Here is a 22940-nt window from a genome sequence, read left to right as displayed (position 1 = left end):
GCAATAGGAACCAAATGTTGCAACGCGAGCATCTCGTCTACCGAGGCCCGTCGGTGTGGCAACAATCGATTCCTTCGAAGAATTGTGGTGCCCCCGGCAGGGTTCGAACCCGCGACCCCCTGATTACAAATCAGGTGCTCTACCAACTGAGCTACAAGGGCAACGCCCGCCAATTAGCAGATTTTGCTGCTCTGTAAAGGAAAATCGGCCAGGATTTGATTTCGCATAGTGATTTCAACAGGCCGTATTCAGGCACCGGTTTCGCGCGGCTAGTTTGGAGTGGTCTGCCGAACGGTCGATTGCAGGTGGCCGCCATTTTCGCCCATGCCATCGCCGGAAGACGGCATGGCAGCGATGCTGAGAACCGAAACAACCATGAGAGCGATGACAGCGATCATTATTCGCACGCGATTTCTCCTTTTGAACGAGGAAGAAACGCAAATGCGGCAATTGGGTTCCGGAGCGGGCGTGGCGGCTATTGCGCCGGCGGCGGTGCCGTCGTCGTTGGATTGGCGCCAGGGGCAGCCGGGGCGAGCGGGTCGGGTTGATGCACGGGCTGGGTCTTGTCGATCCAGCCGATGCTGAGAATGATGGCGACGAGAATGCCGATGAAGAGAATGCCGATGATGAGGGGACGAACTGCCATGTCGGATGCTTCTCCTTGTTGGTCGGAGCATTGCTGAATGATAACTGCTGCTGACGTCAAAACCGAGGCGGTCGAACGTCAGCAGCGGCATCTTTCGGCATGGTGGCTTGTCCGCGAGCCTGTCAGCCCTTCAGATGAATGCGCGCCGCGTAAAGCGCGATCGCCGCTGCGTTGGACACGTTGAGCGACTTGATCTCACCGGGCATATCGAGCCGCGCCAGCGCATTCACCGTCTCGCGCGTCTTCTGGCGCAATCCCTTGCCCTCGGCGCCAAGCACCAGCGCGACCTTGTCGCCGGAGAAGGTGCCCTCGAGAGGAGCCGGGCCTTCCGAATCGAGGCCGATGGTGACGAAGCCGAGCTTGTGCAGTTCGCCAAGCGCATCGGCGAGATTGGTGATCTGTATATAAGGGATGAGCTCCAGCGCGCCGGAGGCGGATTTGGCAAGCACGCCCGATTCGGTCGGGCTGTGGCGCTGCGTCGTGATCAGCGCGCCGGCATTGAAGGCTACGGCCGAACGCATGATGGCGCCGACATTGTGCGGATCGGTGACCTGGTCGAGCACGAGGATCAGCGGGCTGTCCTTCAGCGCTTCGAGGCGGCGCACGGGCAGGGGACGCGTTTCCAGCATCACGCCCTGGTGGATGGCATCGGGGCCAAGCACCTTGTCGAGATCCTGCGGCGAAACCATCTCGACCGGTATGCCGAGTTTCTCGACATCGATCTCAAGGCGGGCCAGCGCGTTCGGCGTCACCGACAGCTTGATCTTCTTGCGATCTTTATTCTCGAGCGCGGCGCGCACCGTGTGCAGGCCATAGAGATGGACCTGGTCGGGCGCCAGCGCCGGCGGCTTCCAGTCATCGCCGCCACGCTTGCGCTTCTGGAAGCCGGGAGTTGGAATTTCGCCGCGTTCGCGCTTGTTGTCGCGATGCGCACGACGCAGGTTAGCGTAGTGCGTATCCTTGGCGGATTTTTCGTCGGAGGACGTGCCCCCGGATTTGTTGTCTTTGCTCATGCCGCTTTATAGCGGTGGCATTTCTTTCCGCATAGGATTTCTTTGTCCACAGGGGCTTTCCATCGCCGATGACATTTTTCGCATATTTTCCATCGTCATCGTGTTGACATAGGCAACTCGGCCCGTCATATACGCGGCGCAGACCGAGGGGCGGCAACGCTTCGAAAGTCTAGCAGACTTGGTCTAACGATCCGGACGAAAAACTGGAGAGATGCCCGAGTGGTTAAAGGGGACGGACTGTAAATCCGTTGGCTCAGCCTACGTTGGTTCAAATCCAACTCTCTCCACCATTCGTCCTCGGATCGGACCAAACCCCGCGGGTATAGCTCAATGGTAGAGCAGCAGCCTTCCAAGCTGAATACGCGGGTTCGATTCCCGCTACCCGCTCCACTTTCCAGATCGAAGCCCGACATTATCTACAGCGCGCAAGCGCCTGTTCGCGTTTGCGTATCGCACTGACGCGGCGCCCCATCTCAGCCCCAGAGCAAAACGAAGGGGGAGGCGAGCGCGATGATGCCGGCCGCCATCCAGCGCGTACGCCCATCCATCGTGAATTCGTCACGCGACAACCATTTGCGCACGGCGACATAGCCGATGGCGATGACGGCGCTATAGATGAGCGCCCGCAACAGGATCGACCACCCACCGCCGAAGAGCCCGATCGCGATGCCGAATCCTGTCAGCGCGCCGAGGATGCCGTAGCCGACATCGAACATCAGTGTCGTCGTGGTCGATAGCGGCCTGAGCACTCTTGGAAACGCGATGGCGACGGCCGCCGTCAGCAACCAGATGGCGACGATCGCCTGCAGCGTCGACGAACTGACGATGGAGGCTGCCAGCGCCGGCAGCCGCTCGGGCGTCGAGAGCCGCACGACCTGCGCGATCCAGTCGATCGCCGCCGCCAATATCCACAATATGAATGCGCAGCCGGCAAAGATCAGAAAATTGCCGGCCGATCGTTTCGCGATGTCCTTCGGTTCCATGCCATGCTCCCCCCGCGCGATCGCCGGCGTGGCTCCGGCAAGGCAAGTAATATCACAGCATCAATCGCTTGTGGCGGTCTATGGTGAAAACGCGGACGCTTCGTTTTGCACAATTCCGCCGAACGCTTAGCCGCGCTTAGGATCAAGTCTTAGAGCTTCGATCTCCTGCCATGCCTTGTCCACATACGTTGCGGCATCCGCTCCGCGGTAGATGAGTGACACCTCATGGCGCTGGTAGTCGCTTTCGCGGTCTCGAAGAGCGGACAGCCAGTTGAACGACCCTTCCGCGATCCAGCTTTGATCCACGGCGAGCGTTTTGTTGTGAGCCCCGTTGAGGGGCCAAAGTTCGACACCGGCGGTCGTCAGAGCTTGGATAGCCGAAGCCGCACCTGGCTGCAGGCGGCGATCCCGTCCCGTGTTCAGAAATTGATCATAGGCGACGACGACCTTGAGATTGTTGCGCCGCTGGTTGAGCAGCGGAGCGAGGCCGTCGGCCTCGATGGCGTTCCCTGTGAGATAAGGGGAGACGATCAGCAATCGCTCATTTGCGTCCTCGATGGATCTACGCAGTGTTTCCCGATGCCCTTCGAGGCTGCTGATTCTCTCAACATCCGACGGCACCTCCAGGGCGATCCGGCTGATTGGGTCGATGTCGGTGATTTCGTTTTCCGGCTTCGAGAAAAGGTAGACGCCAAGCAGTCCCGACGGCAGTGATGGTTGCTCCGGTCGGAACAAGCCAATGTCGCCAAACACGAGGAAGCTCTCCCGTGCGCGCGATACCGCCACGTTGAGCATGGATACACCCCGGTCGACAAACAGGCCGGTGGATTGCCCTGCGGTATTGACCGACGAGAACATCACGATGGCCTTTTCCGCGCCCTGCAAGGTGTGAACCGTGCCCACCGTTATGTTTTCTCCGGCCAGCCCCGCACTTTGCAGTGCCGCGTTGAGGACCTCGATCTGCGCTCGGAAAGGCGTGACGATTGCCACGATCTCGCCCAACGTTCTGGCGCCATGATGCTCGCTGAGTTGCCGCTTTCTGCGACCCAGCCATTTTGCCATCACGACAGCTTCCTCGGCATTCGTCCAACTTGTTCCCGCGCGAACCGCACGGCCCGGCACGTGAGCATATCCCAAGGGCGGCAAGGGATGTGCACTGTCCGGGCGCATCGGCTTGAGGGCGCCGCGATAGGCCAGTTCGTTGCTATAGGCGATGACCGGCGCACGGCACCGCCAGTGCTCCTAGAGAAACAATCCGCGATGCGGTGGCATGGCAAACGCGGTCGCGGCCTGAGCCATCGCCATCACCGATCCCTCGGATGCCATCATGCCATTGGCTTGAAGCAGCTCCCTTTGGTCGGCCATTTGGAAGTGATCCAGATTTGCGAGATCGGTGCCGGTATCAATTCCCCAAACAGGCTCCAGCTGCTGCGTATCTCCGACGATCAGTGCTTTGCGCCAGCGCAAAGAGCGCGCTGCCGACTTGGGGCGGGACCTGGCCGGCTTCGTCGACGATCAACAGGTCGATGAAATCGGCCAGCAGCTCCGTGGAGCCCTTGTAGTAATCAAACAAGCGAGGGGCGGTATAGGCTGTCGATACCATGCAGGGCGTAAGCTTCGCGAAGCGCCGCCACCGGCGTTCGCACGCGTCACGATCGCGGCCGGTGAACGTCTTATCCCTGCTGCGTGTCGCGGCATCAACCTCGATCAGCCAGCGGCCTTCCCAATACCTCGCGGCGAGATGGAAGAGCTCGGGGCGAACCAGGGTATCCAGCCGCTCGTCCAGAATGTCGGGTTTCGCCGCGATCTCTTTCTGGACGTCCTCAGCCAGAATTGGTTGCAAAGCGTGTAGCCAGTTGCTCCAGTTTGCTACCGCCTCTTTCTTCCGATCAAGCGCGCGCTCATGCTTGGCGATGAGATCATCCAGCCAAGCCCGAAGTGTCGCCGATCCGAGGAAGGTCTTCCACGTCCAGGCGGGATCGGCCAGGTTCTGAGCATCCAGGTAGGAATGCACGCGTGACCAGAGGCGTCGTTTGACCGCGGGTACCCACGAGAAGATGGCTTCGAGCAGCGATCCGTGGGAAAGTTCAAGAGCAGTACGAGCGCATTCGCGCAGTGTTTGCGATCGGCTCTCGTCCTGGTCGATCACTGCGCGCAGACGCGCGATGTCCGAGGCGGTTGGAAAGCGACCGTCGAATAAAAGCGCGGTCGTGTCCTTGAGGGTAAGAGCCGCCTTCATGGCAGAGGCTTTCAACTGCAGCAGTTCCCGCAGTGTTTCGGTCGCTTCCTTGAGGTCGGTCGCGTCTTGCCCCGCCCAGTCTCGAAAACGACTGATCCAAAAGTCCTTCGCGCCTTGAAGGTAGCTGTCGTTCTCCATGCTGCCTGGCAGGCCGCCCCATGGCTGGCCATACTGATGGCACCACGCGGCGGCGTGCTCCGGTCTTATGCCTTTCTCGACCTCTCGTTTCGAGGGAAGATACAATCCGTATTGCGTAACTTCGGGCAGCCAGCGCTCGATCAGTGGAGAGGCTGAAAGCGGGTGCTGCGTCGGTAATGATGCGCGCGCAAAGGTGTCGAGGATATTGGTTATGGCTTTGTTGTTCGTGGAGCTCGCCAGAATAACCGGTGGTTCTCCGCCTTCCACCAATGCGCGTTCAACCCATAGCGACGCGACCACGCTTTGAATGAATGTCGTCTTGCCGGTCCCGGGTGGCCCGTTGACCGCGACGATCTCGCCGTCGGCCACTGCCGTCACGGCATTCAGGGATTGGCGTTGGCTGCGATTGAGTGGAAAGTCGCCGCTCATCTGTCCGAGATGACGACCCTTCAGAGCCGCATTCTCGGCTATTCCAGTCACATCCTTGGCTTCTTGCGGATTGATGAGGCGCTGCAGAAGCGGTGCTGGAACATCATCTTGGTCGATCAAGGTGTCGTACACCTTGCGAATTGCCTTGCTTGCATCGGCGGGACGCGTGCCGCAGGCAATATAAGCACCGAGATTGACATGATGTCGGGGTGCGAACCGGTCAGCAGGCTCTCCAAACAGGCTCGTGAACATTTGGTCGGCGTAGCGCCAAAATGTAGGCCAGTCGGAACCGTCTGCGGGCGGCGGATTGCTTCCGCTGTAGTCATCCACTTCGGTGATCTGCGAAAACGTCTGCACGCCGGAAGCGGGTGCGAGGACTGCACGGTCGACAATGATCTGATCGCCGGGATTGCCGCTGACGAGCAATTTGCCCTCCCGTGTCACCTGAAGGCAGAGCCACATCGGTACTCGCATCCGATCCATGGTCGCGGAGATTGCCGAGTGACGATATTCGGGCTGCAGAAGCTGAAACGCGACGATCAGATTGATGGCGCTCATGCGCTCGCGTTCTCGACGAGAGAGGCCCGTCTCGGCCTCCGCCCACAAGGTTGCGGTTAGTCGACGTTCAAGTTGACCGTTTCTCAAATTGCCAAAGGCGAGCGGGTGAAGTGACAGCGAGTCGGGATCAATATGCCGCTTGCTATCGAGGAGCGCTGCGCGCCAATAGTTGAGCAAGCCAGATAGGGAGAGGGTCATGACCAATTCATCCGGTTAATCAATCGGCTTCATCAGTCGCCGCCGACTTGATACTACTCAGGCGCGCATTAACGAAATGTATCTCCACCCCGCCGCATGCTGGGTGTCCGCAGGTTCTCTAATGCGAACTTCCATTGCAAATTCATGCCCTTGTACTCTGCCGCCGACGATGTAGCTGCGTCATCTGTCGCAACGGAGGTTGCCGATCGAATGCTTCGTTCCCATATGCGGCGGCAGCGCGGAATAGCGTCCGCAATTAAGTCTTGCGCAATTCCGCCGAAAGCCTTAAACGGCGGCACTAAACCGGTTCGCCGGGGTCATCCATTTCGTTCACAGGAAGCATTCAAATGGCAAAGAGTAAGTTTGAGCGCAACAAGCCGCACGTTAACATCGGCACGATCGGCCACGTTGACCACGGCAAGACGTCTCTGACGGCGGCGATCACCAAGTACTTCGGCGAGTTCAAGGCGTACGACCAGATCGACGCTGCACCGGAAGAAAAGGCACGCGGCATCACCATCTCGACGGCACACGTCGAATACGAGACGGCCAACCGTCACTATGCCCACGTTGATTGCCCCGGCCACGCCGACTACGTCAAGAACATGATCACCGGTGCCGCACAGATGGACGGCGCGATCCTGGTTTGCTCTGCTGCTGACGGCCCGATGCCGCAGACCCGCGAGCACATCCTGCTCGCTCGTCAGGTTGGCGTTCCGGCTCTGGTCGTGTTCCTCAACAAGGTCGACCAGGTCGACGACGCGGAACTGCTCGAACTCGTCGAGATGGAAGTTCGCGAACTTCTGTCGTCCTACGACTTCCCGGGCGACGACGTTCCTGTCGTCAAGGGTTCGGCTCTTGCCGCTCTCAACGATTCGGACAAGAAGATCGGCGAAGACGCCGTTCGCGAACTGATGGCCGCTGTCGACGCCTACATTCCGACGCCTGAGCGTCCGATCGACCAGCCGTTCCTGATGCCGATCGAAGACGTGTTCTCGATCTCGGGTCGTGGTACGGTTGTGACCGGTCGCGTCGAGCGCGGCATCGTCAAGGTTGGTGAAGAAGTCGAAATCGTCGGCATCCGCGCCACCTCGAAGACGACGGTTACCGGCGTTGAAATGTTCCGCAAGCTGCTCGATCAGGGCCAGGCTGGCGACAACATCGGCGCTCTGGTTCGCGGCGTTAACCGTGACGGCGTTGAGCGTGGTCAGATCCTGTGCAAGCCGGGCTCTGTCAAGCCGCACAAGAAGTTCATGGCTGAAGCCTACATCCTGACGAAGGAAGAAGGCGGCCGTCATACGCCGTTCTTCACGAACTACCGTCCGCAGTTCTACTTCCGCACGACGGACGTAACCGGCATCGTTTCGCTGCCGGAAGGCACGGAAATGGTTATGCCTGGCGACAACGTCACGGTTGCTGTTGAACTGATCGTTCCGATCGCGATGGAAGAAAAGCTGCGCTTCGCTATCCGCGAAGGCGGCCGTACCGTCGGCGCTGGCATCGTTGCCTCGATCATCGAGTAATCTTAGGATTGCTTTGAGTTAGGAAAGGCCTCGCTGGAAACAGCGGGGCCTTTTCTTTTGGCCGATCGAGGTCTTGTCACCGCAGACGTATCATCATATGATACGCACCACGTCGGAGGCACGCTTGATCAGGTCGTTCAAGGATAAGCTCACGCAGTCAGTGGCCGACGGCTCGGTGCGGAAGGGATTCCCTTCAGAGTTGGTGCGGCGCGCGCAGTTGCTCTTAACGGTCTTGGATGCTGCAGCCAGCATAGGCGATCTCCGCTCACCGCCCGGCAATCGGCTGGAGAGATTGTCCGGCGACCGGAATGGCCAGCATTCGATCCGCATCAACAAGCAATGGCGGATTTGCTTCGTCTGGACGGATGCCGGCCCCGAACAGGTCGAAATCACCGATTATCATTGATTGCAGGCATGGAGTTTCTGATCATGAGCACAAACAAGCTGCCAGCCATCCACCCGGGAGAAGTCCTGCGAGAACTCTATCTCGCGCCGCTTGATTTGAAGCCTTATTCATTGGCCAAGAAGCTGGGCATTCCGAGAACACGGATAGAGCGGATCGTCGCCGAGAAGGTGGGCATCACGACCGACACGGCGCTGCGCCTTGCCAAGTTCTTTAACACCACGCCTGAGTTTTGGATGAACCTGCAGGTCGCTTACGAGATCAAGGTTCAGAGCGCGGCTCTTGAGACTGCGTTGGCGGCCATCCCGGAACTCGACGCGGCGTAGCCGAACCGGCATCGGGCAGCGTGGCCTTGCGTTGCCGACGCGACACTTTATCTATGCCTTCCATGGTGAGGAATGGGAGGACATTTCATGAAGAAGCGCATTCTGTTTACGGGTGGCTCCGGCAAGGCGGGGCGTCATGCCGTGCCGTGGTTGGTCAATGCCGGCTACGAGGTTCACAATATCGATCTCGTGCCGCTCGACAGTCCTGGTGTCACCAATCTGATCGTCGATATCACCGATAGCGGTCAGGTCTATAATGCGCTCTCGATGCACCGCGACTTTCCGGACCTCGAAGCGGGCAGGGGTGTTCTTCCCTATGATGCCGTGGTGCACTTCGCCGCCATCCCGCGCATCCTGATCAAACCCGACAACGAAACCTTCCGCATTAACACGATGGGCACCTATAATGTCATCGAGGCTGCGGTGAAGCTCGGTGTGCGCAAGATCATCGTTGCCTCAAGCGAAACCACCTATGGCGTCTGCTTTGCCGAAGGGCATCGGGATTTCCATCAGTTCCCGCTGGATGAGGACTACGACGTCAACCCGATGGATTCGTATGGCCTGTCGAAGGTACTGAACGAGAAGACGGCGCGCGCGTTCGCCGAGCGCTCCGGCGCCGATATCTATGCGCTACGAATCGGCAACGTCATCGAGCCGCACGAATACGAGAATTTCCCGACCTACTTCGCCAATCCCGAAATGCGCAAGCGAATCGCCTGGAGCTATATCGACGCGCGCGATCTCGGCCAGATCTGCCATCGCTGCATCGAGAAAGATGGCCTCGGTTTCCAGGTGTTCAACGCCGCAAACGATACCGTCTCGGCCAATACGCCGACGCGGGAGCTTGCCGCGCGCTATTATCCGAACGTCAAGTTCACCCGCGAGATCGGCGAATTCGAGGGTCTGCTGTCGAACCGCAAGATCAAGGAAGTGCTGGGCTTTCGCGAGGAGCACGACTGGCGCCGGTACGTTAAGCTCTGAACGTGTTTCGATGCACTCGGGAGGAATGGGAAAAAGTGAAAAACGCACTTGCCAATCTCCTCTCGGCGTCTTAAAGGGTGCGCCATGCTTCTCGACAATGCGTCGCGGCTTTCGCCAACAGGCTGATCGGGAAGCGTAAAGGGGTATAGCTCAGTTGGTAGAGCGGCGGTCTCCAAAACCGCAGGCCGTGGGTTCGAGCCCCTCTGCCCCTGCCATTTCCTTGAACGAACAGCGCGGACAACCTGCAGCATTTCGCAAGAGGCTTGTACATGGCTAATTTCGTTAAACTTTGGTTCCCCTCTTGTCTAATGGGGAATCGGTGTTTATGTAGGGGTTCAACAGACACGCGGTGCGTGGGGCTGATCTGATCAGCTTTACGCGCCGTAATTGCGTGGGCAGTCGATGGCATCCAAATCAAATCCGCTTACGTTTCTGCAGCAGGTTCGCACGGAAACGTTGAAAGTTACTTGGCCGTCGCGCCGTGAAACGATGATCTCGACGATCATGGTACTTGTGATGGTTGTCTTTGCCGCGCTGTTCTTTTTTGCTGCGGACCAGTTGATCGGCTGGTTGCTGGGCTTCGTGCTCAATATCGGCAACTGATCGGGCGGAGATATAAGATGGCGGCACGTTGGTATATCGTCCACGCGTATTCGAATTTTGAAAAGAAGGTCGCGGAAGACATCGAGAACAAGGCTCGTCAGAAGGGTCTTGAGCATCTCTTCGAGAAGATTCTCGTCCCGACTGAAAAGGTGGTTGAAGTGCGTCGCGGCCGTAAGGTCGATAGCGAGCGCAAGTTCTTCCCCGGTTATGTGATGGTTCGCGCCAACCTGACCGATGAAGCCTACCACCTGATCAAGAACACGCCGAAGGTGACCGGCTTCCTGGGTTCCGACAATCGGCCCGTTCCGATTCCTGACTCCGAAGCCGATCGCATTCTCGGTCAGGTTCAGGAAGGTGTCGAGCGTCCGAAGTCTTCGGTCAGCTTCGAGATCGGCGAGCAGGTCCGCGTTTCCGACGGTCCGTTCGCATCGTTCAACGGCACGGTTCAGGATGTGGACGAAGAACGTTCGCGCCTGAAGGTGGAAGTGTCGATCTTCGGCCGCGCAACGCCGGTCGAACTGGAATACGCTCAGGTCGAGAAGGTCTGAGCTCGGATGTAAGTCGGCAACGGCTTATGTCCCTGCGGCGAAAGCCGCAAAGCGCGTGGAAGGTGAGGGCACCTTAGCCGGGTCCTAAAATCCGAACCACGCAACCGCAGCCGCCGGAGCGATCCGGCATTATTGGTCGGGCAACCGGCCGTCAGTGAAAGGCAGAGAGTTATGGCTAAGAAAGTTGCAGGCCAGCTCAAGCTTCAGGTCAAGGCAGGATCGGCTAACCCGTCCCCGCCAATCGGCCCGGCGCTTGGTCAGCGTGGCATTAACATCATGGAATTCTGCAAGGCGTTCAACGCCGCCACGCAGGAAATGGAAAAGGGTATGCCGATCCCGGTCGTCATCACCTATTACCAGGACAAGTCCTTCACCTTCGTCATGAAGCAGCCTCCGGTCAGCTACTGGCTGAAGAAGGAAGCGAAGATCACGTCCGGTTCCAAGACGCCTGGCAAGGGCGCCACCGCAGGCAAGCTCACCAAGGCTCAGATCAAGACGATCGCTGAAGCCAAGATGAAGGACCTGAACGCAGCTGATATCGAAGGTGCAATGGCGATGATTGAGGGCTCTGCCCGCGCCATGGGCCTGGAAGTGGTAGGATAAGACCATGGCAGGCAAGCGCACCAAGAAGATCAACGAAGGTGTTGATCCCACGAAGCTCTACGCTCTCGACCTCGCTATCAGCATGGTCAAGGAACGGGCTGTCGCCAAGTTCGACGAAACCGTCGAAGTATCGATGAACCTCGGTGTTGACCCGCGTCACGCTGACCAGATGGTCCGCGGCGTTGTCAACCTGCCGAACGGCACGGGCCGTGACGTTCGCGTCGCCGTCTTCGCACGTGGCGCCAAGGCTGACGAAGCCAAGGCCGCTGGTGCTGACGTTGTCGGCGCTGAAGATCTCGTCGAGATCGTTCAGGGCGGCAAGATCGACTTCGATCGCTGCATCGCGACCCCGGACATGATGCCGCTCGTCGGTCGCCTCGGTAAGGTTCTCGGCCCGCGTGGCATGATGCCGAACCCGAAGGTTGGCACCGTCACCATGGACGTCGCTGGCGCCGTCAAGGCTTCCAAGGGCGGCGCTGTCGAATTCCGCGTCGAAAAGGCTGGTATCGTCCACGCCGGCATCGGCAAGGCTTCGTTCGACGCCAAGGCTCTTGAAGAAAACATCAAGGCTTTCGCTGACGCCGTCATCAAGGCAAAGCCGGCTGGCGCAAAGGGTAACTACGTCAAGCGCGTAGCGATCTCTTCGACCATGGGCCCGGGCGTCAAGATCGAAGTCGCTTCGGTCACGGCCGCTTAATAAAGTTTCGCCGGGCTTCGGTCCGGCTCATCAGATTCCGGCCTCGCAAGAGGCCGGGATATTCCGGAGAAATCCGGAATCCTGTCCGAGATTGCAGGTGGTTTTCCCTTAATCACTTGGCCTGCATGAGACGGGTAAGGCCCGAATTTTTGAAGCTGTGCTTCATCGATTTGGTTCGAACCTTGGATGCCTTGTGCCTCTTAGCCTTTCTGGCGCGGAGCGCGAGGGGACAGGATCCTCAAGCGTCGCTTGGGATCATTCGTGATCTCAGGAGGCAAAGGCAACCCGATGGGGCCGGTCACGGTCTCATCTACTGGAGATAGGCAGTGGAAAGAGCGGAAAAACGCGAATTCGTCACGGAACTGAACGAAGTCTTCAAGGCTTCGGGCTCGGTTGTCGTGGCCCACTATGCTGGTGCTACAGTCGCGCAGATGAACGACTTCCGTTCCAAGATGCGCGCAGCTGGCGGTACCGTCAAAGTCGCGAAGAACCGCCTGGCCAAAATCGCCCTTCAGGGTACGGAAGCGGAAGGGATCTCTGGTCTCTTCAACGGTCAGACGCTCATTGCATACAGCAATGACCCGATCACCGCTCCGAAAGTCGTCGTGGATTTCGCCAAGACCAACGATAAGATCGTTGTTTTGGGCGGCGCCATGGGGACAACGACGCTCAACGCAGATGCAGTCAAGTCGCTCGCGACCCTGCCTTCGTTGGACGAACTGCGCGCGAAGCTGCTGGGCATGATCCAGACTCCGGCTACCCGCATCGCAGGCGTTGTTCAGGCACCGGCAAGCCAGCTTGCTCGCGTGTTCTCGGCTTACGCCAAGAAGGACGAAGCCGCATAAGGCGGTTTTTTGCTGTTTATAAACAACCGGTTCGAACCGAACATAAGGAATTGATACAATGGCTGATCTCGCAAAGATCGTAGACGACCTCTCCTCGCTGACCGTTCTGGAAGCTGCAGAACTGTCCAAGCTTCTCGAAGAAAAGTGGGGCGTTTCCGCTGCTGCTCCGGTAGCAGTTGCTGCTGCTGGCGGTGGCGCTGCTCCGGCTGCTGCTGAAGAAGAAAAGACCGAGTTCGACGTTATCCTGGCTGACGCCGGCGCTAACAAGATCAACGTCATCAAGGAAGTTCGCGCTATCACGGGCCTCGGCCTGAAGGAAGCTAAGGACCTCGTTGAAGCCGCTCCGAAGGCTGTCAAGGAAGCTGTTTCCAAGGCTGAAGCTGCCGACATCAAGAAGAAGCTTGAAGACGCCGGCGCTAAGGTCGACGTTAAGTAATCTTGAACTGCATCTGGGAGGCTGGATTTCCGGCCTCCCATTTGCCGTTTCCCGGAACGAATTACCCAAAAGCCGCGTGAAAACGGCTTTTGGGTAATGGGTTCTTCAAGAGGATGGTCTCGAACCGAGACGCGCAGGCAATCCGGCCTCGTGATTTCGGGAAGTGAGACGAGTTTGAAGCACACATTGCTTGACGGGGTCGACTGGCCATCGGTTCCCGTCCGTTGCAGGCCCGGATGCAATTTTGAAGGAGCGACGATGGCTCAGACCCTTTCGTTCAATGGTCGTAGGCGCGTACGCAAGTTTTTCGGTAAGATCCCAGAAGTCACGGAAATGCCGAACCTCATCGAGGTTCAGAAGGCGTCCTATGACCAATTTTTGATGGTTGAAGAGCCCGAGGGCGGTCGCCCTGACGAGGGCCTTCAGTCGGTTTTCAAGTCCGTATTCCCGATCACGGATTTCTCCGGCGCTTCCATGCTGGAATTCGTGTCCTACGAGTTCGAACCGCCGAAGTTCGACGTCGATGAATGCCGCCAGCGCGACCTGACCTACGCCGCGCCGCTGAAGGTTACTCTCCGTCTGATCGTGTTCGATATCGATGAAGATACGGGCGCGAAGTCGATCAAGGACATCAAGGAACAGTCGGTTTACATGGGCGATATGCCGCTCATGACCAATAACGGTACGTTCATCGTCAACGGCACCGAGCGCGTCATCGTGTCTCAGATGCACCGTTCGCCGGGCGTGTTCTTCGACCACGACAAGGGCAAGAGCCACTCGTCCGGCAAGCTGCTGTTTGCTGCTCGCGTCATCCCGTATCGCGGTTCCTGGCTCGACATCGAATTCGACGCCAAGGACATCGTCTACGCCCGCATCGACCGTCGCCGCAAGCTGCCGGTAACGTCGCTGCTGATGGCGCTCGGCATGGACGGCGAAGAGATCCTGTCGACCTTCTACACCAAGTCCGACTATGTTCGTGACGGCAAGGGCTGGCGCATTCCGTTTACCCCTGAGACCCTCAAGGGTGCGAAGACGATCAGCGACATGATCGACGCCGACACCGGCGAAGTCGTCGTCGAAGGCGGCAAGAAGCTGACCCCGCGTCTGCTCCGTCAGCTGTCCGAAAAGGGCCTCAAGGCTCTGCAGGCGACCGACGAAGACCTGTACGGCAACTTCCTCGCCGAAGACATCGTCAACTACTCCACGGGTGAAATCTACCTCGAGGCAGGCGACGAAATCGACGAGAAGTCGCTCGCCGTCATCCTGTCGCACGGTTTCGAAGAGATCCCGGTTCTCGGCATCGACCACATCAATGTCGGCGCCTACATCCGCAACACGCTGAACGCCGACAAGAACGAGAACCGTCAGGACGCTCTGTTCGACATCTATCGCGTCATGCGTCCGGGTGAACCGCCGACCATGGAATCGGCCGAAGCGATGTTCAACTCGCTGTTCTTCGACGCCGAGCGCTACGACCTGTCGGCTGTTGGTCGCGTCAAGATGAACATGCGTCTCGACCTCGAAGTCGAAGACACCGTCCGTGTCCTGCGCAAGGACGACATCCTGGCCGTGGTCAAGATGCTCGTCGAACTGCGCGACGGCAAGGGCGAGATCGACGACATCGACAACCTCGGCAACCGTCGCGTTCGCTCCGTCGGCGAACTGATGGAAAACCAGTACCGCCTCGGCCTGCTCCGCATGGAGCGCGCGATCAAGGAACGCATGTCCTCGATCGAAATCGACACGGTCATGCCGCAGGACCTGATCAACGCCAAGCCGGCAGCAGCTGCCGTCCGCGAATTCTTCGGCTCCTCGCAGCTGTCGCAGTTCATGGACCAGGTGAACCCGCTTTCGGAAATCACCCACAAGCGTCGTCTCTCGGCTCTTGGCCCGGGTGGTCTGACCCGCGAGCGCGCAGGCTTCGAAGTCCGCGACGTTCACCCGACCCACTACGGCCGTATTTGCCCGATCGAAACGCCGGAAGGTCCGAACATCGGTCTGATCAACTCGCTGGCTACCTTCGCACGCGTCAACAAGTACGGCTTCATTGAATCGCCGTACCGCCGCATCGTTGACGGCAAGGTCACGAACGACGTTCTTTACCTCTCCGCAATGGAAGAGGCGAAGTACTACGTCGCTCAGGCCAACGCCGAACTCGGTTCCGATGGTTCGTTCGTTGACGAATTCGTTGTTTGCCGTCACGCTGGCGAAGTTATGCTCGCTCCGCGCGATAGCATGAACCTGATGGACGTTTCGCCGAAGCAGGTCGTTTCGGTCGCAGCCGCTCTCATCCCGTTCCTGGAAAACGACGACGCCAACCGCGCTCTCATGGGCTCGAACATGCAGCGTCAGGCCGTGCCTCTGCTGCGCGCCGAAGCTCCGTTCGTCGGCACCGGCATGGAGCCGATCGTTGCCCGCGACTCCGGCGCTGCTATCGGCGCTCGCCGTGGCGGTGTGGTCGACCAGGTCGACGCGACGCGTATCGTTATCCGCGCGACGGAAGACCTCGATGCCGGCAAGTCCGGTGTTGACATCTACCGTCTGCAGAAGTTCCAGCGTTCCAACCAGAACACCTGCGTCAACCAGCGTCCGCTGGTCACCGTTGGTGACGTCATCAACCGCGGCGACATTCTCGCTGACGGCCCGTCGACGGACCTGGGCGACCTGGCACTCGGCCGCAACGCGCTCGTCGCGTTCATGCCGTGGAACGGTTACAACTACGAAGACTCGATCCTGATGTCGGAACGCATCGTCGCTGACGACGTGTTCACCTCCATCCACATCGAAGAATTCGAAGTGATGGCCCGCGACACCAAGCTTGGTCCGGAAGAAATCACGCGCGACATTCCGAACGTTTCGGAAGAAGCGCTGAAGAACCTCGACGAAGCCGGTATCGTCTACATCGGTGCTGAAGTTCAGCCGGGCGACATCCTCGTCGGCAAGATCACGCCGAAGGGCGAAAGCCCGATGACGCCGGAAGAAAAGCTGCTGCGCGCCATCTTCGGTGAAAAGGCGTCCGACGTTCGCGACACCTCCATGCGCATGCCTCCGGGCACCTACGGCACGATCGTCGAAGTTCGCGTTTTCAACCGCCACGGCGTTGAAAAGGACGAGCGCGCGATGGCTATCGAGCGCGAAGAGATCGAGCGTCTTGCAAAGGACCGCGACGACGAGCAGGCGATCCTCGACCGTAACGTCTACGGCCGTCTGATCGACATGCTGCGTGGCCAGGTTGCCATCGCAGGCCCGAAGGGCTTCAAGAAGGGCACCGAGCTGGCAAACGCCGTCGTCTCCGAATATCCCCGCTCGCAGTGGTGGATGTTCGCCGTCGAAGACGAGAAGGTTCAGTCCGAGCTCGAAGCTCTGCGTGGCCAGTACGACGAATCCAAGTCGCGCCTTGAACAGCGCTTCATGGACAAGGTCGAGAAGGTCCAGCGCGGCGATGAAATGCCTCCTGGCGTCATGAAGATGGTCAAGGTCTTCGTTGCTGTGAAGCGCAAGATCCAGCCGGGCGACAAGATGGCCGGCCGTCACGGTAACAAGGGCGTTGTCTCGCGTATCGTGCCTGTCGAAGACATGCCGTTCCTCGAAGACGGCACGCATGTCGACATCTGCTTGAACCCGCTGGGCGTGCCTTCGCGCATGAACGTTGGCCAGATCCTCGAAACCCACCTTGCCTGGGCTTGCGCCGGCATGGGTAAGAAGATCGGCGAGCTGCTCGACGAATACCGCAAGACGATGGACATCACCGACCTGAAGACGGAGCTGACGGATGTCTACGCTTCGCAGGCCAAGGATGAAGTCGCCCACTTCGACGACGACGCGCTGGTCAAGCTGGCCGAACAGTCCCGCCGTGGTGTCTCCATCGCAACGCCGGTCTTCGACGGTGCGCATGAGCCTGACGTTGCCTCGATGCTGAAGAAGGCAGGTCTGCACGAAAGTGGTCAGTCGGTTCTGTACGACGGCCGCACGGGCGAGCCCTTCGACCGCAAGGTCACCGTCGGCTACATGTACATGATCAAGCTCAACCACCTGGTTGACGACAAGATCCACGCTCGTTCGATCGGTCCTTACTCGCTCGTTACCCAGCAGCCGCTGGGCGGCAAGGCGCAGTTCGGCGGTCAGCGCTTCGGGGAAATGGAAGTCTGGGCTCTGGAAGCATACGGTGCGGCTTACACGCTGCAGGAAATGCTCACGGTCAAGTCCGACGACGTCGCCGGCCGTACCAAGGTCTACGAAGCCATCGTCCGTGGCGACGACACGTTCGAAGCGGGTATTCCCGAAAGCTTCAACGTTCTCGTCAAGGAAATGCGCTCTCTGGGTCTTTCCGTCGAGCTCGAGAACTCGAAGGTTGACGAGCAGCAGACCGGCCAGTTGCCGGACGCCGCCGAGTAACCACCTGATAGGGTGCGCGCTGCCATGTAGCGCGCACCGTCCCAGCTCTGGCCCCGTAACGTGTTGGCCGGGAAGGGACGATTTCGCCGCATTCTGCGGTTATTGTCGTTTTTTCGCGATGGCGCGGCGCCCGGGATTTGCCGCTGATCATCGCAGTTTGAGGGCTTTCAGCCCATGAAGGAGACAGGCATGAACCAAGAGGTCATGAATCTTTTCAATCCGCAGGTGCCTGCGCAGAATTTCGATTCCATCCGGATCTCGATTGCGTCTCCGGAGAAGATTCTCTCCTGGTCTTATGGTGAGATCAAGAAGCCGGAAACGATCAACTATCGTACGTTCAAGCCTGAACGCGATGGTCTGTTCTGCGCCCGCATCTTCGGACCGATCAAGGACTACGAATGCTTGTGCGGCAAGTACAAGCGCATGAAGTACAAGGGCATCATCTGCGAAAAGTGCGGCGTCGAAGTCACGCTGTCGCGCGTTCGCCGTGAGCGTATGGGCCACATCGAGCTCGCCGCTCCCGTCGCCCACATCTGGTTCCTGAAGTCGCTTCCTTCGCGCATCTCGACGTTGCTCGACATGACGCTGAAGGATGTGGAGCGCGTTCTCTACTTCGAACACTACATCGTCACCGAGCCGGGCCTCACCGCGCTCAAGGAGCACCAGCTCCTGACGGAAGAAGAATACATGCTTGCCGTCGATGAGTACGGCGAAGATCAGTTCACCGCCATGATCGGCGCTGAAGCCATCTTCGAAATGCTGGCATCGATGAACCTTGAGAAGATCGCGGGCGACCTGCGCTCGGATCTGGCCGACACCACGTCGGATCTCAAGCAGAAGAAGCTGATGAAGCGCCTGAAGATCGTCGAGAACTTCATGGAGTCGGGCAACCGTCCGGAATGGATGATCATGAAGGTCGTCCCGGTTATCCCGCCGGACCTGCGTCCGCTGGTTCCGCTCGATGGCGGCCGTTTCGCGACGTCCGACTTGAACGACCTGTACCGCCGCGTCATCAACCGTAACAACCGTCTGAAGCGCCTGATCGAACTGCGCGCTCCGGGCATCATCATCCGTAACGAAAAGCGCATGCTGCAGGAATCTGTGGACGCGCTGTTCGACAACGGCCGCCGTGGCCGCGTCATCACCGGCGCCAACAAGCGTCCGCTGAAGTCGCTGTCCGACATGCTCAAGGGCAAGCAGGGCCGCTTCCGTCAGAACCTGCTCGGCAAGCGCGTCGACTATTCCGGCCGTTCGGTCATCGTGACCGGTCCGGAACTGAAGCTGCACCAGTGCGGCCTGCCGAAGAAGATGGCGCTCGAGCTGTTCAAGCCGTTCATCTACGCCCGCCTCGACGCCAAGGGTTACTCCTCGACCGTCAAGCAGGCCAAGAAGCTGGTTGAAAAGGAAAAGCCGGAAGTCTGGGATATCCTCGACGAGGTCATCCGCGAGCATCCGGTTCTCCTGAACCGCGCACCGACGCTGCACCGCCTGGGCATCCAGGCCTTCGAACCGATCCTGGTCGAAGGCAAGGCCATCCAGCTGCATCCGCTCGTCTGCACGGCTTTCAACGCCGACTTCGATGGTGACCAGATGGCCGTTCACGTGCCGCTGTCGCTCGAAGCGCAGCTCGAAGCCCGCGTCCTGATGATGTCGACGAACAACATCCTGCACCCTGCAAACGGTGCACCGATCATCGTTCCGTCGCAGGACATGGTTCTCGGCCTGTACTACCTCGCGATCATGAACCAGAACGAGCCGGGCGAAGGCATGGCTTTCTCCGATCTGGGCGAACTGCATCACGCGCTTGAAAACAAGGTCGTGACGCTGCACTCCAAGATCCGCGGCCGCTTCAAGTCGATCGACGAGGATGGCAAGCCCTACTCGAAGATCTATGAAACGACCCCCGGCCGTCTGCTCATCGGCGAACTTCTGCCGAAGAACGGCAAGGTGACCTTCGACATCTGCAACCAGGAAATGACCAAGAAGAACATCTCCAAGATGATCGACACGGTCTATCGTCATTGCGGCCAGAAGGACACGGTCATTTTCTGCGACCGCATCATGCAGCTCGGCTTCACCCACGCCTGCCGCGCCGGCATTTCGTTCGGCAAGGACGACATGGTTATCCCGGACTCGAAGGCGAAGATCGTCGGCGACACCGAAAACCTGGTCAAGGAATACGAGCAGCAGTACAACGACGGCCTGATCACTCAGGGCGAGAAGTACAACAAGGTCGTTGACGCTTGGGGTAAGGCAACCGAAAAGGTCGCCGAGGACATGATGGCCCGCATTAAGGCCGTCGAGTTCGATCCGGAAACGGGTCGCCAGAAGCAGATGAACGCCATCTACATGATGTCGCACTCGGGTGCCCGTGGTTCTCCGAACCAGATGCGCCAGCTGGGCGGCATGCGCGGCCTGATGGCCAAGCCGTCGGGTGAAATCATCGAGACGCCGATCACGTCGAACTTCAAGGAAGGTCTGACCGTTAACGAGTACTTCAACTCGACCCACGGTGCCCGTAAGGGTCTCGCAGACACCGCTCTGAAGACGGCGAACTCCGGTTACCTGACCCGTCGTCTCGTCGACGTCGCGCAGGATTGCATCGTCAACCTCGTGGATTGCGGCACCGACAAGGGCCTCACCATGACCGCCATCGTCGATGCCGGTCAGGTCGTTGCTTCGCTCGGCGTTCGTATCCTCGGCCGTACGGCTCTGGATGATATCGATCATCCGGTCACCGGCGAGCGTCTCGTCGACGCTGGCAAGATGATCCTCGAGCCCGATGTCATCGAGATCGAAAAGGCTGGTATCCAGTCGATCCGTATCCGCTCCGCACTGACCTGCGAAGTCCAGACGGGCGTCTGCTCGGTCTGCTACGGTCGTGACCTTGCCCGCGGTACTCCAGTCAACATGGGTGAAGCGGTCGGCGTCATCGCTGCTCAGTCGATCGGCGAGCCGGGCACGCAGCTCACCATGCGTACGTTCCACCTTGGTGGCACGGCAAACGTGGTCGACCAGTCGTTCCTGGAAGCATCGTATGAAGGTACGATCCAGATCAAGAACCGCAACGTTCTGCGCAACTCGGAGAACGTCCTCGTCGCTATGGGCCGCAACATGGCGGTCACCATTCTCGACGAGCGTGGCGTCGAGCGCTCTTCGCAGCGCGTCGCCTACGGTTCGAAGCTGCACGTCGATGATGGCGACAAGGTCAAGCGCGGTCAGCGTCTGGCCGAGTGGGATCCGTACACCCGTCCGATGATGACGGAAGTCTCGGGTACCGTTCAGTTCGAAGACGTCGTCGATGGTCTCTCCGTTCTCGAAGCGACCGACGAATCCACGGGTATCACCAAGCGTCAGGTTATCGACTGGCGTTCGACCCCGCGCGGTTCTGACCTCAAGCCGTCGATCGTCATCATGGACGCCAGCGGCAACGTCATGAAGCTGCCGCGCGGTGCTGATGCCCGCTTCCAGCTGTCGGTTGACGCGATCCTGTCGGTCGAGCCTGGTCAGAAGGTTTCCCAGGGTGACGTGCTTGCACGTTCGCCGCTGGAAAGCGCCAAGACCAAGGACATCACCGGTGGTCTGCCGCGTGTTGCCGAACTGTTCGAAGCTCGTCGTCCGAAGGACCACGCCATCATCGCTGAGATCGATGGTACGATCCGCCTCGGCCGCGACTACAAGAACAAGCGTCGCGTCATCATCGAGCCGGCGGAAGACGGTGTCGAGCCGGTCGAGTATCTGATCCCGAAGGGCAAGCCGTTCCATCTGATGGAAGGTGACTATATCGAAAAGGGTGACTACATCCTCGACGGTAACCCCGCGCCGCACGACATCCTGGCGATCAAGGGCGTCGAAGCTCTGGCTTCGTACCTGGTCAACGAAATCCAGGAAGTCTATCGTCTGCAGGGCGTTGTCATCAACGACAAGCACATCGAAGTGATTGTCCGTCAGATGCTGCAGAAGGTGGAAATCACCGATGCAGGCGACTCGACCTATATCGTCGGCGACAACGTAGACCGTATCGAGCTCGAAGACGTCAACGACAGCCTGATCGAACAGGGCAAGAAGCCTGCCTATGGCGAGCCGGTTCTGCTCGGCATCACCAAGGCATCGCTGCAGACGCCGTCCTTCATCTCCGCCGCATCCTTCCAGGAAACGACGAAGGTGCTGACGGAAGCTGCGATCGCCGGCAAGACCGACGGCCTGCAGGGTCTGAAGGAAAACGTCATCGTCGGCCGCCTCATCCCGGCTGGTACCGGTGGCACCATGACCCAGATCCGCCGTATCGCGACCTCGCGCGACGAGCTGATCCTCGAAGAACGCCGCAAGGGCACGGGCGCGGATGTCGCGACCCCGATGCTTCAGGATCTGGCTGGCGAAAGCGCACCGGCCGCCGAGTAATCGGCGCCCGGGTCGCAAGACCGGATAACAAGAATTGAAAACCGCCCGGAGCGATCCGGGCGGTTTTTTCGTTTGAGGATATGAAAGTGGGGAGCGGGGAGGGCGCGGCGTCAGCCGATCAGTAAGCCCACGGTGAAGGCCGTCTTGCGATGACGGCCTGCTGACTGCCAGTCCTAGTGGTAACACTAGGAGTAGTCATATGACGAAGCATCCAATTGAGGTGATCACGTCTGTGGAGCGCCGTCGGCGTTGGTCACGCGAAGATAAAGAGCGGCTCGTCGCTGCGTGCTTTGAGCCAGACGCGGTCATCTCCGAGATTGCCCGCGCGGCCGGCATCCATGTCAGCCAGTTGTTCCGTTGGCGCAAAGAGCTTTGTCGGATCGAGGAGCCAAGATCTGACACTGCGGCTTTGGTGCCGGTGATCGTGTCCGAGGCCGCTTCGACAGTCTCCCCCGCTCAGCCGGAACCACCCACCAAATTCCATCCTCGTCGGAAGCGCAGTGATGTAACAATCGAACTTGGTCGGGGCCGACGCGTCCGCGTGGATAGCGACATCGACACGGAAGCGCTTGGCCGGATACTCGATTGCGTGCTGGGGCTGCGATGATCCCGGTTCCGAGTGGAGTGAAGGTCTGGTTGGCGACGGGCCACACCGATATGCGCAAAGGCTTCCCCGGTCTGTCGTTGATGGTGCAGGAGGCGCTAAAGCGCGACCCGATGTGCGGTCACCTGTTCGTATTCCGCGGCCGAGGCGGTGGCTTGATCAAGGTGATCTGGCATGACGGCCAGGGAGCTTGCCTGTTCACGAAGAAGCTCGAGCGAGGACGCTTCATCTGGCCTTCAGCGGCCGATGGTACGGTAGTGATCACGCCTGCGCAGCTCGGTTATCTGCTGGAGGGCATCGACTGGCGGATGCCGCAAAAGACCTGGCGGCCAACGTCGGCCGGATAAGCAAAAACACTGGAATGATGGGGT

General features: G+C 59.2%; 21 protein-coding genes and 4 tRNA genes. 17 read left to right on the top strand and 8 right to left on the bottom strand.

The genetic code is table 11. The features are described from left to right. Positions 1–85: 85 nt before the first annotated feature. From ACCD05_RS02270 to rlmB, 4 genes are all read right to left on the bottom strand, one after another. A tRNA-Thr gene (locus ACCD05_RS02270) sits at positions 86–161 on the bottom strand. Positions 162–269: 108 nt separating this feature from the next. After that, the gene (locus ACCD05_RS02265; protein ID WP_181459189.1) at positions 270–407 is read right to left on the bottom strand and encodes a hypothetical protein; all 138 of its coding nucleotides are present in this window, start codon (positions 405–407) and stop codon (positions 270–272) included. A 68-nt stretch (positions 408–475) separates the two neighbouring features. Next, positions 476–646 carry a hypothetical protein gene (locus ACCD05_RS02260; protein WP_165936948.1) on the bottom strand — a complete coding sequence of 57 codons (171 nt, stop codon included), beginning with the start codon at positions 644–646 and terminating at the stop codon, positions 476–478. A gap of 122 nt (positions 647–768) precedes the next feature. After that, a complete protein-coding gene (gene rlmB, locus ACCD05_RS02255; RefSeq protein WP_413390904.1) occupies positions 769–1659 on the bottom strand; it encodes a 23S rRNA (guanosine(2251)-2'-O)-methyltransferase RlmB in 891 nt (296 codons plus the stop codon). A gap of 205 nt (positions 1660–1864) precedes the next feature. Between rlmB and ACCD05_RS02250 the strand changes: the two genes are divergently transcribed. Both ACCD05_RS02250 and ACCD05_RS02245 read left to right on the top strand, forming a co-directional pair. Continuing rightward, positions 1865–1949: transfer RNA gene (locus tag ACCD05_RS02250), tRNA-Tyr, on the top strand. A gap of 26 nt (positions 1950–1975) precedes the next feature. Further along, a tRNA-Gly gene (locus ACCD05_RS02245) sits at positions 1976–2049 on the top strand. A gap of 83 nt (positions 2050–2132) precedes the next feature. On the opposite strand, the gene ACCD05_RS02240 is transcribed toward ACCD05_RS02245, so the two are convergent. From ACCD05_RS02240 to ACCD05_RS02225, 4 genes are all read right to left on the bottom strand, one after another. Continuing rightward, positions 2133–2642, bottom strand: coding sequence for a hypothetical protein (locus ACCD05_RS02240; protein ID WP_018898652.1), 510 nt, complete (start codon positions 2640–2642; stop codon positions 2133–2135). 126 nt (positions 2643–2768) lie between these two features. Further along, on the bottom strand, positions 2769–3857 hold the full coding sequence (locus tag ACCD05_RS02235; RefSeq protein WP_413391066.1) for an AAA domain-containing protein: 1089 nt from the start codon (positions 3855–3857) through the stop codon (positions 2769–2771). Positions 3858–3884: 27 nt separating this feature from the next. Beyond that, positions 3885–4007, bottom strand: coding sequence for a hypothetical protein (locus ACCD05_RS02230; protein ID WP_413390902.1), 123 nt, complete (start codon positions 4005–4007; stop codon positions 3885–3887). A 37-nt stretch (positions 4008–4044) separates the two neighbouring features. Next, positions 4045–6204, bottom strand: coding sequence for an AAA domain-containing protein (locus ACCD05_RS02225; protein WP_413390900.1), 2160 nt, complete (start codon positions 6202–6204; stop codon positions 4045–4047). 347 nt (positions 6205–6551) lie between these two features. Between ACCD05_RS02225 and tuf the strand changes: the two genes are divergently transcribed. The 15 genes from tuf (at position 6552) to tnpB (ending at position 22916) form a co-directional block, all read left to right on the top strand. Then, positions 6552–7727 (top strand): elongation factor Tu, encoded by a 1176-nt coding sequence (gene tuf, locus ACCD05_RS02220; protein WP_111561256.1) that lies wholly within the window; start codon positions 6552–6554, stop codon positions 7725–7727. Between the two features lie 124 nt (positions 7728–7851). Further along, positions 7852–8133 (top strand): type II toxin-antitoxin system RelE/ParE family toxin, encoded by a 282-nt coding sequence (locus ACCD05_RS02215; RefSeq protein WP_018902698.1) that lies wholly within the window; start codon positions 7852–7854, stop codon positions 8131–8133. A gap of 23 nt (positions 8134–8156) precedes the next feature. Continuing rightward, the gene (locus tag ACCD05_RS02210) at positions 8157–8456 is read left to right on the top strand and encodes a HigA family addiction module antitoxin (protein WP_413390897.1); all 300 of its coding nucleotides are present in this window, start codon (positions 8157–8159) and stop codon (positions 8454–8456) included. A gap of 87 nt (positions 8457–8543) precedes the next feature. Next, positions 8544–9437, top strand: coding sequence for an NAD-dependent epimerase/dehydratase family protein (locus tag ACCD05_RS02205; RefSeq protein ID WP_413390895.1), 894 nt, complete (start codon positions 8544–8546; stop codon positions 9435–9437). A gap of 139 nt (positions 9438–9576) precedes the next feature. After that, a tRNA-Trp gene (locus ACCD05_RS02200) sits at positions 9577–9652 on the top strand. Positions 9653–9839: 187 nt separating this feature from the next. Beyond that, a complete protein-coding gene (gene secE / locus ACCD05_RS02195; RefSeq protein WP_026283763.1) occupies positions 9840–10040 on the top strand; it encodes a preprotein translocase subunit SecE in 201 nt (66 codons plus the stop codon). A gap of 17 nt (positions 10041–10057) precedes the next feature. Then, entirely contained in the window at positions 10058–10588 is a 531-nt protein-coding gene (gene nusG, locus ACCD05_RS02190) for a transcription termination/antitermination protein NusG (RefSeq protein WP_018902692.1), read from the top strand. A gap of 171 nt (positions 10589–10759) precedes the next feature. Continuing rightward, positions 10760–11191: a 50S ribosomal protein L11 gene (rplK, locus tag ACCD05_RS02185; RefSeq protein WP_018902691.1), complete on the top strand. Its 432-nt coding sequence runs from the start codon at positions 10760–10762 to the stop codon at positions 11189–11191. 4 nt (positions 11192–11195) lie between these two features. Continuing rightward, positions 11196–11888 carry a 50S ribosomal protein L1 gene (rplA, locus tag ACCD05_RS02180; RefSeq protein ID WP_018902690.1) on the top strand — a complete coding sequence of 231 codons (693 nt, stop codon included), beginning with the start codon at positions 11196–11198 and terminating at the stop codon, positions 11886–11888. Positions 11889–12214: 326 nt separating this feature from the next. Further along, positions 12215–12733 carry a 50S ribosomal protein L10 gene (rplJ, locus tag ACCD05_RS02175; RefSeq protein ID WP_413390891.1) on the top strand — a complete coding sequence of 173 codons (519 nt, stop codon included), beginning with the start codon at positions 12215–12217 and terminating at the stop codon, positions 12731–12733. A 58-nt stretch (positions 12734–12791) separates the two neighbouring features. Next, positions 12792–13169, top strand: coding sequence for a 50S ribosomal protein L7/L12 (rplL, locus tag ACCD05_RS02170; RefSeq protein ID WP_018902688.1), 378 nt, complete (start codon positions 12792–12794; stop codon positions 13167–13169). A 258-nt stretch (positions 13170–13427) separates the two neighbouring features. Further along, positions 13428–17564, top strand: a complete 4137-nt coding sequence (rpoB, locus tag ACCD05_RS02165; RefSeq protein ID WP_413390889.1) for a DNA-directed RNA polymerase subunit beta — start codon at positions 13428–13430, stop codon at positions 17562–17564. A 189-nt stretch (positions 17565–17753) separates the two neighbouring features. Continuing rightward, on the top strand, positions 17754–21965 hold the full coding sequence (gene rpoC / locus ACCD05_RS02160; RefSeq protein ID WP_413390887.1) for a DNA-directed RNA polymerase subunit beta': 4212 nt from the start codon (positions 17754–17756) through the stop codon (positions 21963–21965). Between the two features lie 199 nt (positions 21966–22164). Next, on the top strand, positions 22165–22572 hold the full coding sequence (gene tnpA, locus ACCD05_RS02155; RefSeq protein ID WP_413390885.1) for an IS66-like element accessory protein TnpA: 408 nt from the start codon (positions 22165–22167) through the stop codon (positions 22570–22572). Continuing rightward, entirely contained in the window at positions 22569–22916 is a 348-nt protein-coding gene (gene tnpB, locus ACCD05_RS02150; RefSeq protein ID WP_008536653.1) for an IS66 family insertion sequence element accessory protein TnpB, read from the top strand. The genes tnpA and tnpB overlap by 4 nt, the downstream gene beginning before the upstream one ends. Positions 22917–22940: the final 24 nt, after the last annotated feature.

This window comes from Rhizobium sp. Rhizsp42 (assembly GCF_047304155.1).
In the GTDB taxonomy this organism is placed as follows: domain Bacteria; phylum Pseudomonadota; class Alphaproteobacteria; order Rhizobiales; family Rhizobiaceae; genus Rhizobium.
This window is presented reverse-complemented; position numbering and strand designations above follow the sequence as displayed.

What these genes read in the sequence shown, in the direction of transcription:
- ACCD05_RS02260 (WP_165936948.1), bottom strand. Translation starts at nt 646, where the DNA reads ATGGCAGTTCGTCCCCTCATCATCGGCATTCTCTTCATCGGCATTCTC.
- rlmB (WP_413390904.1), bottom strand. Translation starts at nt 1,659, where the DNA reads ATGAGCAAAGACAACAAATCCGGGGGCACGTCCTCCGACGAAAAATCC.
- ACCD05_RS02240 (WP_018898652.1), bottom strand. Translation starts at nt 2,642, where the DNA reads ATGGAACCGAAGGACATCGCGAAACGATCGGCCGGCAATTTTCTGATC.
- ACCD05_RS02230 (WP_413390902.1), bottom strand. Translation starts at nt 4,007, where the DNA reads ATGGCCGACCAAAGGGAGCTGCTTCAAGCCAATGGCATGATGGCATCC.
- ACCD05_RS02225 (WP_413390900.1), bottom strand. Translation starts at nt 6,204, where the DNA reads ATGACCCTCTCCCTATCTGGCTTGCTCAACTATTGGCGCGCAGCGCTC.
- tuf (WP_111561256.1), top strand. Translation starts at nt 6,552, where the DNA reads ATGGCAAAGAGTAAGTTTGAGCGCAACAAGCCGCACGTTAACATCGGC.
- ACCD05_RS02210 (WP_413390897.1), top strand. Translation starts at nt 8,157, where the DNA reads ATGAGCACAAACAAGCTGCCAGCCATCCACCCGGGAGAAGTCCTGCGA.
- ACCD05_RS02205 (WP_413390895.1), top strand. Translation starts at nt 8,544, where the DNA reads ATGAAGAAGCGCATTCTGTTTACGGGTGGCTCCGGCAAGGCGGGGCGT.
- secE (WP_026283763.1), top strand. Translation starts at nt 9,840, where the DNA reads ATGGCATCCAAATCAAATCCGCTTACGTTTCTGCAGCAGGTTCGCACG.
- nusG (WP_018902692.1), top strand. Translation starts at nt 10,058, where the DNA reads ATGGCGGCACGTTGGTATATCGTCCACGCGTATTCGAATTTTGAAAAG.
- rplK (WP_018902691.1), top strand. Translation starts at nt 10,760, where the DNA reads ATGGCTAAGAAAGTTGCAGGCCAGCTCAAGCTTCAGGTCAAGGCAGGA.
- rplA (WP_018902690.1), top strand. Translation starts at nt 11,196, where the DNA reads ATGGCAGGCAAGCGCACCAAGAAGATCAACGAAGGTGTTGATCCCACG.
- rplL (WP_018902688.1), top strand. Translation starts at nt 12,792, where the DNA reads ATGGCTGATCTCGCAAAGATCGTAGACGACCTCTCCTCGCTGACCGTT.
- rpoB (WP_413390889.1), top strand. Translation starts at nt 13,428, where the DNA reads ATGGCTCAGACCCTTTCGTTCAATGGTCGTAGGCGCGTACGCAAGTTT.
- rpoC (WP_413390887.1), top strand. Translation starts at nt 17,754, where the DNA reads ATGAACCAAGAGGTCATGAATCTTTTCAATCCGCAGGTGCCTGCGCAG.
- tnpA (WP_413390885.1), top strand. Translation starts at nt 22,165, where the DNA reads ATGACGAAGCATCCAATTGAGGTGATCACGTCTGTGGAGCGCCGTCGG.
- tnpB (WP_008536653.1), top strand. Translation starts at nt 22,569, where the DNA reads ATGATCCCGGTTCCGAGTGGAGTGAAGGTCTGGTTGGCGACGGGCCAC.